The sequence below is a fragment of the Streptomyces sp. NPDC006879 genome (assembly GCF_042869595.1).
GTDB lineage: Bacteria > Actinomycetota > Actinomycetes > Streptomycetales > Streptomycetaceae > Streptomyces.
Genome location: NZ_JBIAGC010000060.1, coordinates 19975 through 30141, shown reverse-complemented (window position 1 = coordinate 30141; position 10167 = coordinate 19975). Strand labels below are relative to the sequence as shown.

The 10167-nt window shown below is 68.8% G+C and carries 8 protein-coding genes; 2 read left to right on the top strand and 6 right to left on the bottom strand.

Annotated features, from left to right (window positions below; all coding sequences use genetic code 11):
• Positions 1-261 precede the first annotated feature (261 nt).
• Positions 262-1221: a hydrogen peroxide-inducible genes activator gene (locus tag ACFYMC_RS27760; protein ID WP_388530241.1), complete on the top strand. Its 960-nt coding sequence runs from the start codon at positions 262-264 to the stop codon at positions 1219-1221.
• Between the two features lie 24 nt (positions 1222-1245).
• Here the strand turns inward: ACFYMC_RS27760 and ACFYMC_RS27755 are convergent, their stop codons facing one another.
• The 5 genes from ACFYMC_RS27755 to ACFYMC_RS27735 all read right to left on the bottom strand — a co-directional run bounded on the left by ACFYMC_RS27755 (position 1246) and on the right by ACFYMC_RS27735 (position 6106).
• Positions 1246-3585 carry an ABC transporter permease gene (locus ACFYMC_RS27755; protein WP_388530238.1) on the bottom strand — a complete coding sequence of 780 codons (2340 nt, stop codon included), beginning with the start codon at positions 3583-3585 and terminating at the stop codon, positions 1246-1248.
• Positions 3582-4268 (bottom strand): ABC transporter ATP-binding protein, encoded by a 687-nt coding sequence (locus tag ACFYMC_RS27750; protein WP_388530235.1) that lies wholly within the window; start codon positions 4266-4268, stop codon positions 3582-3584. The genes ACFYMC_RS27755 and ACFYMC_RS27750 overlap by 4 nt, the downstream gene beginning before the upstream one ends.
• A complete protein-coding gene (locus ACFYMC_RS27745; protein ID WP_388530232.1) occupies positions 4265-4798 on the bottom strand; it encodes a helix-turn-helix transcriptional regulator in 534 nt (177 codons plus the stop codon). The genes ACFYMC_RS27750 and ACFYMC_RS27745 overlap by 4 nt, the downstream gene beginning before the upstream one ends.
• Positions 4799-4919: 121 nt before the next feature.
• Positions 4920-5192 carry a hypothetical protein gene (locus ACFYMC_RS27740; RefSeq protein ID WP_388530229.1) on the bottom strand — a complete coding sequence of 91 codons (273 nt, stop codon included), beginning with the start codon at positions 5190-5192 and terminating at the stop codon, positions 4920-4922.
• The gene (locus tag ACFYMC_RS27735; RefSeq protein ID WP_388530226.1) at positions 5189-6106 is read right to left on the bottom strand and encodes an SPFH domain-containing protein; all 918 of its coding nucleotides are present in this window, start codon (positions 6104-6106) and stop codon (positions 5189-5191) included. Before ACFYMC_RS27735 ends, ACFYMC_RS27740 begins: the two co-directional genes overlap by 4 nt.
• A 236-nt stretch (positions 6107-6342) precedes the next feature.
• Between ACFYMC_RS27735 and ACFYMC_RS27730 the strand changes: the two genes are divergently transcribed.
• A complete protein-coding gene (locus ACFYMC_RS27730; protein WP_388530223.1) occupies positions 6343-8604 on the top strand; it encodes a transglycosylase domain-containing protein in 2262 nt (753 codons plus the stop codon).
• Positions 8605-8672: 68 nt separating this feature from the next.
• Here the strand turns inward: ACFYMC_RS27730 and ACFYMC_RS27725 are convergent, their stop codons facing one another.
• The gene (locus ACFYMC_RS27725) at positions 8673-10136 is read right to left on the bottom strand and encodes a catalase (protein WP_388530220.1); all 1464 of its coding nucleotides are present in this window, start codon (positions 10134-10136) and stop codon (positions 8673-8675) included.
• Between the last annotated feature and the right edge of the window lie 31 nt (positions 10137-10167).

Sequence of the window (10167 nt, the reverse complement as noted above, 5' to 3'; positions counted from 1 at the left end):
ACCCCCCAGGTCATGCCATCGACAGGGGGACACAGCCATGCCGGGCCCAGAGGCCAGCGGCCCCATTGCGGAACCGCAGAAAACATAACGGGGGGGGTGGACGGTCTCACATGCTGGCACAGCGGCATTGATTGCAGAAATCACCGAAGACTAACCCAGTGATCAGCCTTGCCTATCAGTGCTGTCCGTGGCTGCTCCGGCAGCGGCATTGATTGCCGGACAGGCCTTAAGGTGGGGGGAGGTGATCGGAGGTGCCTATCAGTGGGTGCGAGTAACAGGGTATCGGCGTCCAGGTCCAAGCAGCCGACGCTCGCGCAACTGCGCGCGTTCGCCGCCGTGGCCGAGCACCTCCACTTCCGGGACGCCGCCGCGGCGATCGGCATGAGTCAGCCGGCGCTCTCGGGTGCCGTCTCCGCGCTGGAGGAAGCCCTCGGGGTGCAACTGCTGGAACGGACCACCCGCAAGGTGCTTCTCTCGCCGGCCGGAGAGCGCATCGCCGCCCGCACCCGAACGGTCCTGGAGTCCGTCTGCTCCCTGCTGGAGGAGGCCGAGGCCGTACGGGCGCCGTTCACGGGGGTGCTGCGACTGGGTGTGATCCCCACCGTGGCGCCCTACCTGCTGCCGACGGTCCTTGGCCTGGTCCATCGACGCTACCCCCGCCTCGACCTCCAGGTCCACGAGGAGCAGACCGCCTCCCTGCTGGAGGGCCTGGCGGCCGGACGGCTGGACCTCCTCCTGCTCGCCGTACCCCTTGGCGTCCCCGGGGTCACCGAACTCCCGGTTTTCGACGAGGACTTCGTGTTGGTAGCGCCTCGTGGGCACGAGCTGGCGGATCGTCGGGACATTCCGCGCGAGGAACTGCGCGGACTACAGCTGCTGCTGCTCGACGAGGGGCACTGCCTGCGCGATCAGGCTCTGGACATCTGCCGAGAGGCTGGCCGGACCCAGGGTGCCGACGTCACCACCACTGCGGCCGGGCTCTCCACTCTCGTCCAACTCGTGGCGGGCGGGCTCGGCGTCACTCTGCTCCCCCGCACCGCGCTGCGCCTGGAGACCACCCGTAACGAACACCTGGCCACCGGCTACTTCGCCGAACCGGCGCCCTCCCGCCGCATCGCGTTGGCCATGCGGACCGGCACGGCGCGGCAGGAGGAGTTCACCGAGCTGGCCTCCGCTCTGCGCGAGGCCGTGCGGCCCCTGCCGGTGTGGCCCGCCGAATAGCGCCCGCTCCGGCCGGGTCCTTCCCTACTCGGTGCGCAGGCCGTCCGGGCGCATCAGCCGCAACAGCGGAGGCAGGCTGAACAAGGTCACCAGCAGCACGACCCCCGCACCGATGCCGGCCATCGAGGCTACGGAAGGCCAGTCGAGGACCACCGGGGCGTTGGTCATCCGCAGCAGCACCGTGCCCAGCGACACCCCCACCGCGGTGGCCAGTGCGAGTCCGAGTGCGACGGGGATTGCGGTCTGCCAGAGCACCGACAGGCTGAGGGTGGAGCGGCGGGTGCCGAAGGCCACCAACGCCGAGAGCAGTTTCTTGCGTTCGCGTAGCTGTTCCAGCTGGGACACCAGCAGGCTGGCCCCGATCAGCAGCAGTACCGCGACGGCGCCGATGAACAGACCGGTGCGGATGGTCGCGTAGCGGTTGGCGACCGTGCTCGCCCTGAGCGTCATCGCCGTCATCAGCGGATCCGCGTGGAAGACCGCCGTGCGCATGCGCTCCAGTGCGTCGGGGTCCTGCGGGTCCGGCTGTAGGTAGATCGAGGCCACGTCGTAGTTGTCCACCACGCGGGGTGCGGCCGACGGGGTGGCCAGGACGCCGCTGCGCAGCACGCCCCCGGGGTCCTTGCGGGCCTGAACAGAACGGGCGCCCGCGGGCAGTGTCCAACGGACCGGCCGGTCGCCGTCGCCGTAGACGGCGCCGGCGAACAACTGCGCGCCGGGCCGGGCCAGTTCGCGGGTGTCGGCGTCGGACTCCGTGCCGCGCAGCACGAAGGTGTCGCCCTCCCGGCAGTCGGGAAGCTGAGCGAGTTCCCTGAGCGCTTCGCAGTTCCCCACGGTGATGCTGGTCGTGAGGGTGGGGTCGGGGTAGGTGGCCGCTGCGTCGATGCTGGCGATCGCGGTGGCCTTCGCCACCCCGGGGGCGCGGCGCAGTTCTTCGGTGACGGCGTCGAGGCGGCCCGCGGCCTCCGTCCCCCTGGTCACCAATACCGCGATGGCGGCGCGAGCGGGGTCCTGCCCGGTCTGCTTGGTGTAGTCGACCTCGACGCCGGCGAAGAGCATCTGAAGTGCGATGGCTCCCGCCACGGCCACTGCGATGCCGTTGACCAGGCGGGCAGCGGCTCCGCTGCTCATCTGTAGCCGGCGCACGGCCAGTTGCCAGGAGACGCCGCCGCCGCGCAGGAGGGTGACGACCCTCTCCACCAGCCAGGGCAGCAGGGCGGTGATCCCGATCAGGAGCAGCACCACTCCGGAGCTGACCTGCCACTGGTTGAACTGGCCCTGGTCGTTGCCGCGCCCCATCAGCGGGGCGAGCAGCCCCAGGCCGGCCATCGGTGGCAGCAGGCGCCACCAGATCCGGCGCGGGGCCTGGGTTGCGCTACGGACCACTCCCAGCGGTTCGATGACGACCCCACGCATCGCGAACAGGGTCACCGCCACCGCGGCGGTCGGAACGGCGAGGGCCACCAGGGCGGCCAGCCACAACGTCGGGTTCAGGTCGAAGGGGAATACGCTGCGTTGGTACAGCGTGATCCCCCCGATGAACTGTCGGACGGCCAGGAAGACCAGCGCGCCCACGCCCAGGCCGAGGACCGCCCCGGCGAGGGCCTCGCCGGCAGCGATCCGCCTGGTCATCCGACGGTCGGCACCCACCAGGCGCAGTGCGGCAAGCCGGCGGTCACGACGCTCGCCGCCGAAACGGACGGCGGCTGCGATGAAGACGGCGACCGGTGTCAACAGCGCAACGAAGACCATGACCAGGAGCAGCATCAGCACCGGGTCCAGTGGTTCGGGGCGTGCGGTGTTGGCGAAGCCGGTGATCCGTGGAACGTGCGCTCCGCTCGCGCGGAGTCGGTCGGTGCCCGCGTAGAAGGCGAGCTCTCCGGGGCCCACCAGGCCCTGGTCCCCGATGGTGGCGGTGATCCGTCCGTCGAGCCGCTCGCGCAGGAGCCTGCCGTCCTCGGATTCCAGGAGTTCGCGCAGTGCCGGGGAGACGGCGAGTTCACCGGGGGCGGGAAAGCCGTCCAGGCCCGGGGGCAGGGGCGCGTCGGGGCCTTCGGGTTGGAGGAGCCGCCCGTAGACGTCCAGCGTGCGATAGGTGACGTCGACTTCCCCGACCAGCAGGGTGTTCGGTCCGGCTCGTTCGGCGGTGGGCGCGGTGAAGGTCGAGCGGGCGTCGCCGCGTACGTCACGGGCCGCGAGCGCGCTCGGCAGGGCGGTGGTCACCAACAGCAGGGCCACGCCCAGCCCCACGCCGAGGGCGGTGAGCAGGGTCCGGGTCCAGCCCTCGCGGCCACCACTGACGGCGAACCTGGCGCCGATCGCCAACTCCCGCGCCCAGGAGCCGTTCGGGGACGGGATGTTCATATGGCGCGCTCCATATCGCGGGAGCGGCCGTCGCGCACGACGATCTCACGGTCGGAGTAGGCGGCGACCCGAGTCTCGTGGGTGACCAGGACGACAGCGGCGTTGGTGGAGCGGGCCGCTTCGGTGAGCAGTTGCATTACGCGTTCGCCGTTGAGGGAGTCCAGTGCGCCGGTCGGTTCGTCGGCGAACACCACGCGGGGGCTGGTGACCAAGGAGCGGGCCACGGCCACCCGCTGCCCCTGACCGCCGGACACCTCTCCTGGCCGTTTGTCGCGCAGGGCCTCGACCTCCAGGCGGCCCAGCCACTCCAGGGCGCTCGCCTCGGCCGTCTTGCGGGCCACGCCGTTCAGGCGGAGCGGAAGCGCGACGTTCTCCATGCAGGTGAGTTCCGGTACGAGCTGCCCGAACTGGAACACGAACCCGAATGCGCTGCGGCGTAGCGCGCTGCGTTGGGCATCGCTCATGGCGGTGAGCTCGTGGCCTTGGTAGGTGATGGAACCAGAGTCGGGCGTGACGATTCCGGCGAGGCAGTGCAGCAGAGTTGACTTCCCCGAGCCCGAGGGGCCCATGACGGCGACCACCTCTCCGGCGTGGATGGAGAACTCGGCTCCGTCCAACGCCGGGGTCGGCCCGTAGGACTTCCGCAGCTCAGTGGCGGTCAGGAGGGAACCGGCCGGGGTCATGCGCGCACCTCCGCGGCGAGCCGACCGAGGCGGGCGGCGGTGAGTTCGAGCCAGCGCAGGTCGGCTTCGAGGTGGAAGAGGGCGTGATCGCAGATCAGTTGGTCGCTGAGGTCGCCGTCGCGCTTGCGGGCGGTCAGGGTGCGCATCAGCCGCAGGTGCTCGGCACGCTGGGTGTCGAGGAGTTCCTCGGCCCGGCGACCGGTCAGCAGGGCCAGGACCACCTTGGTGTACAGGGTCGACTGGAGGTACGGCTCGGGCTTCTCGGGCTGGCTGAGCCAGGTCTCGACGTCGGTGACGCCGGCGTCGGTGATGGCGTACCGCTTGCGGTCGGGGCCGCCGCCGGCCTCGACCCCCTCGACCTCGACGAGGCCGTTCTTCAGGAGACGGGACATGGTCGAGTAGACCTGTCCGTAGTGCAACGGGCGGTCGTGGCCGAACTTCTCGTCGAAGGTGCGCTTGAGGTCGTAGCCGTGCCGTGGGCCGGCCTCCAGGAGGCCGAGCAGGGTGTGTGCGATGGGGCCTGAGGACATGCTCAGGAATATACGCGGGGTGTATACACCGGATGTATACACCCCGCGTATAGAGCGCGGGTCGCCGTGCGGATGAGGATGATCGATGCAGGTCAGAGCCGTTTGTCACGGTTCTGTACGACTACTGCCCGCCCTCTCCTGCGCCCCCCGGGGCGTCCCGGCGGGGGCGTCCGCGCCCGGGGATGGGCCGCACCGCCTTCGGAAGTCGGCCCCCCTCGGTGAGGGCGCGGCGCAACAGGAACTCGATCTGCGCGTTCGTGCTGCGCAACTCTTCTCCCGCCCAGCGCGCCAGCGCCTCGTACACCTGTGGGTCGAGCCGGAGCAGCACCTGCTTGCGGCTCCCCCTGGCGGGGGTCGGGCTCGCGCCAGGGTCCGCCGGCTGCTCGGGGCTCACTGGTAGAGCGTGCCCGTGTTGACAACCGGCTGGGCCGCTCGGTCTCCGCACAGCACCACCATCAGATTGCTCACCATGGCCGCCTTCCGCTCGCCGTCCAGGTCCACGACGTCATGCTCCGCCAGTTGTTTGAGTGCCAGTTCCACCATGCCCACCGCGCCCTCGACTATCTGGCGGCGGGCCGCCACGACGGCGCCGGCCTGCTGCCGCTGGAGCATCGCGGAGGCGATCTCCGGTGCGTAGGCGAGGTGGGTGAAGCGGGACTCGATGATGCGCACGCCGGCTGCCGCCACCCGCTCGTGCAGTTCCGCGGCCAGCTTCTCGGTGATCTCCTCGGCGTTGCCCCGAAGGGACAGGTCGCCCTCCTCGTGCGCGTCATAGGGGTACTCGATGGCGATGTGTCGCACGGCCGCTTCGGTCTGGGTGGAGACGAACTCCAGGAAGTCGTCCACCTCGAAGGTCGCCTGCGCGGTGTCCTCGACCTTCCACACCACGACTGCGGCGAGCTCGATCGGATTGCCGTACGCGTCGTTGACCTTCAGGACGGCCGTCTCGTGGTTGCGCACCCGGGTGGAGATGGTGTGGCGGGTCGTGAAGGGGTTGACCCAGCGCAGGCCGTCGGTGCGGATGGTGCCGCGGTAGCGACCGAAGAGCTGTACGATCCGGGCCTCGCCGGGCGCCACCATGTTGAGGCCGCTCATCGCCGCGAGGGAGAGCACGAACAGCAGGATGCCCGAGACGACCAGGCCTGCCTGGAGACCGACGGGTGTGGACTGGCTGCCGATGGCGATCAGGGCGCCTGCGGCGAGGATGCCGGCCAGGCCGATCAGCAGTGCGAGGCCGCCGGCCACGCTGCGGGCCGGAAACTCCCTTATCTGGGCAGGGTCGATCTGGGTTTCGGTCATTTTGCTCATGCATTGCCCCGTTTCTTGGTGGTCCAGCCGGTAGGCCGGACCGCAACCTTCTAGCAAAGTGATATCACTTTTCTCTGAGGAAGCAACCTCCAGACCCCGCCGCAGCGTCGGTTCCAAGCGGGCGGGTGCTCATTCTCACGTCCACAAACCCCTGTACTGGCTGACCTCTGTCCATTCCTGCGGTGTTAGCTTTCTGAGCTGACATCGGGGGGTACACGAGCGGAGCGAATGGAGCGATGGGCCGAGCAGAAGCGCGCCGAGCGGCGAAGCAGAGCAGCAGGCGCCGGCCACACAAGCCACGGCCGGGCGGCAAGACCGGGAAGGGCGGCATACGCCGGTTCTTCACCTGGCGGAAGCTGCTCGGCACCTTCTTCGGCTTCTGCCTGCTCTGCATAGGCGGGGCGATCGGCCTCTACCTCTGGGTGGACGAACCGAGCACGGGCAACATCGCCGCCCGGATGCAGAGCAACGTCTACAAGTGGTCCGACGGGTCGGTCCTGACCCGAACCGGCGAGATCAACCGTGAGATCGTCGACCTCAGCCGCATCCCCAAGGGCGTCCAGCAGACCTTCATCGCAGCCGAGAACAAGTCCTTCTACAAGGACTCCGGCGTGGACGTCAAGGGAATCGCCCGCGGAGTGCTCAACACGCTCACCGGCAAGGGCAAGCAGGGTGGCTCGACCATCACCCAGCAGTACGTCAAGAACTACTACCTCAACCAGGACCAGACGGCGACCCGCAAGCTCAAGGAGCTGGTGATCTCCCTCAAGGTCGACCGGCGCATGGAGAAGAAGGACATCCTCGCCGGATACATCAACACCAACTACTACGGCCGCGGCGCCTACGGCATCCAGGCCGCAGCACAGGCCTACTACGGTGTGGACACCGCCAAGCTGACCGTCGAGCAGGGCGCCTACCTCGCCGCCCTGCTCCAGGCACCCAACCAGTACGACTGGGCGCTGGCCACCCCGACCGGGAAGCGGCTCGTCACCGAACGCTGGAACTACGTGCTGGCGAACATGGTCGAGATGGGCGAGCTCGACGAGCCCACCCGCGCCGGGATGAAGTTCCCCGTGCCGATCAAGCCCAAGCCCGCTCCCGGTATGGAAGGCCAGAAGGGCTACCTCGTCCAGGCCGCGGACGAGGAGCTCAAGCGGCAGGGCATATCCGAAGACCAGATCAAGGCCGGCGGTTGGACCATCACCCTCACGGTGGACAAGAAGAAGCAGGCCAAGCTGGAGAAGGCCGTCGACCAGGAGCTGGAGTCGAAACTCGACCGGGAAAGCCGGAAGGTAGACGCGGGAGTGCAGGCCGGCGCGACCTCGGTCGATCCCAAGACCGGTCACATCGTGGCCATGTACGGCGGCCAGGGCCTGAAGCAGCACTGGTCGAACAACGCCATCCGCACCGACTACCAGCCCGGCTCGACCTTCAAGCCGATCGTCCTGGCCTCGGCGCTGGAGAACGACTCGCGCACCCAGGACGGTCGGCCCATCACGCCGAAGACCATCTACGACGGCACCAGCCGCCGCCCGGTCGAGGGCAGTGACACCTTCTTCAACCCGCAGAACCAGGACGACCGCAGCTACGGCAAGCGGGTCACCGTGCAGAAGGCCACGAACAGCTCGCTGAACTCCGTGTACGCACAGATGCTCGTCGACGTCGGCCCCGGCACGGTGAAGAAGACCGCGCTGGAGATGGGCATGACCGACCGGCCCGGGTGGCCCGAGCAACCCGCGATGGCACTCGGATCGATGAGCGCCACCACGGTGGAGATGGCGGGCGTGTACGCCACGCTCGACCACCACGGTCGCCGGATCACCCCCACGATCGTGAAGTCCGCCGAGCACAAGGACCGCGAGTACCACCCCGTCGACCCGATCGGCACCCAGGTCCTCTCCCGGCAGACGGCGGACACCGTCACCAAGGTGCTCACCGGCGTGGTCCGCAATGGCTCCGCCAGGGTCGTCTCCAGCAGCGCCTACGAAGCAGCCGCCAAGACCGGCACCACCGAGAGCAACAAGGCGGCCTGGTTCACCGGCTACACCCCGGAGCTGGTCACCGTCGTCGCCATGTTCGGCGAGAAGCCGGACGGCACCGGGCAGACCACCCTGACCGGCACCGCCGGTGCGGGCCGGGCGGGCGGCAGCAGCTTCCCCGCCGAGATCTGGCGGGCGTACACCCTCAGCGTGCTCGGCGGGACCTCCACCGACTCCTTCGACCTGGAGGCCGACATGGGCCGGTCCGAGGTGAAGGAGGAAGCGGACCCGACACGGAAGCCCTCGCCGTCTCCCTCGCGCAGCGAGAAGAAGGACCCTTCGCCCTCGCCGTCTCCCTCGCGCAGCGAGAAGAAGGACCCCTCGCCCTCGCCGTCTCCCTCGCGTACCAGGAAGACCGACCCCTCGCCGTCTCCCTCGCGTACCAAGAAGCCGCCGAAGACCTCACCGACCCCGCCGGACCCGACCCTGGACCCGACCCTGCGCGCGCCGCAGCCCTGAGCAGCGGGTACGAACGAGGGCCCCGCCGGCCGACGCCCGGCGGGGCCCTCGTTTCGAACCAACGGCGGCTACCCGCCGTTGACCTGTGCGGCGATCCGGTCGCCGAGGTCCTTGTCGACGTTGCGCCAGTACTGCACGGCCCGTTCCAGCACCGCGCGGCTCACCCCGTCCTTGAGGTGACCGCCGACGTTGGAGACCAGCCGCTCGCGCGCGGCATCGTCGAGCACCTGGCGGACCATGGTCCCCGGCTGACCCCAGTCGTCGTCCTCGGCGCGCAGGGTGTACGCCGCGCGGACCATTTCACCGGCGGCCCGCCAACCCGCTGGCTCACCGAAAGAGGCCAGGTCAGCAGCCGGCCCGCCGTAGGAGTTCGGCGCGTACGGGCGAGCCGTCGCAGCCGGCTCGTACCGCATCGGCCCGTCCTTCGCGTACGAGGAGACCCGCGAGTGGGCCCGGTTGGGCGGCAGTTGGGCGTAGTTCGGCCCGATCCGGTACCGGTGCGTGTCGGGGTAGGAGAAGAGCCGACCGAGCAGCATCTTGTCCGGTGAGGGCCCGATGCCCGGCACCAGGTTGGAGGGCTCGAACGCAGCCTGCTCGATGTGCACGAAGTAGTCGTCCGGGTTCTTGTCCAGGGTCATCCGACCGACCTCGATCAGCGGGTAGTCGCCGTGCGGCCACACCTTCGTCAGGTCGAACGGGTTGAACCGGTACTCCGGGGCGTCCTCGAAAGGCATCACCTGCACGTACATCGTCCAGCTGGGCGGATTGCCGTCCCTGATGGACTCGAACAGGTCGCGCCGGTGGGCGTCGCCGTTTCGTCCGGCCAGCTCGTCGGCCTCCTGCTGGGTCAGGAAGTCGATGCCCTGGTCGGTCTTGATGTGGTACTTCACCCAGAACTTCTCACCGCCGGCGTTGACCCACAAGTAGGTGTGCGAGCCGTAGCCGTTCATGTGCCGGTACGTCTTCGGGATGCCCCGGTCCCCCATCAGCCAGGTCACCATGTGCGCGGACTCGGGGGAGAGGGTCCAAAAATCCCACTGCATGTCGTTGTCGCGCAGCCCGTTGTCCGGACGTCGCTTCTGCGAGCGTATGAAGTCCTGGAACTTGCTCGGGTCACGGACGAAGAAGACCGGGGTGTTGTTCCCGACCAGGTCGTAGTTGCCCTGTTCGGTGTAGAACTTCAACGCGAAACCGCGCGGGTCACGCCAGGTGTCGGGCGAGCCCTGCTCGCCCGCGACCGTGGAGAAGCGTGCCAGCATCCGCGTGCGCCGACCAGGCTGAAAGAGATCAGCCCTGGTGAACTGACTCACGTCGTTCGTCACTTGGAACACGCCGTACGCACCCGCCCCTTTGGCGTGCACCACCCGTTCGGGGACCCGTTCCCGGTTGAACTGGGCCATCTTCTCGATCAGGTAGTGGTCCTGAAGCAGGATCGGGCCGTCGGCACTCACGGTGAGCGAATGCTCATCGCTCTCCACCGGTATGCCGGAGTTGCTGGTGGTGTACGGGATTTTTCGGGATGCCTCGGTCACGAGCGTCCTCCCGGGGGTGGGTGAGGTCAGA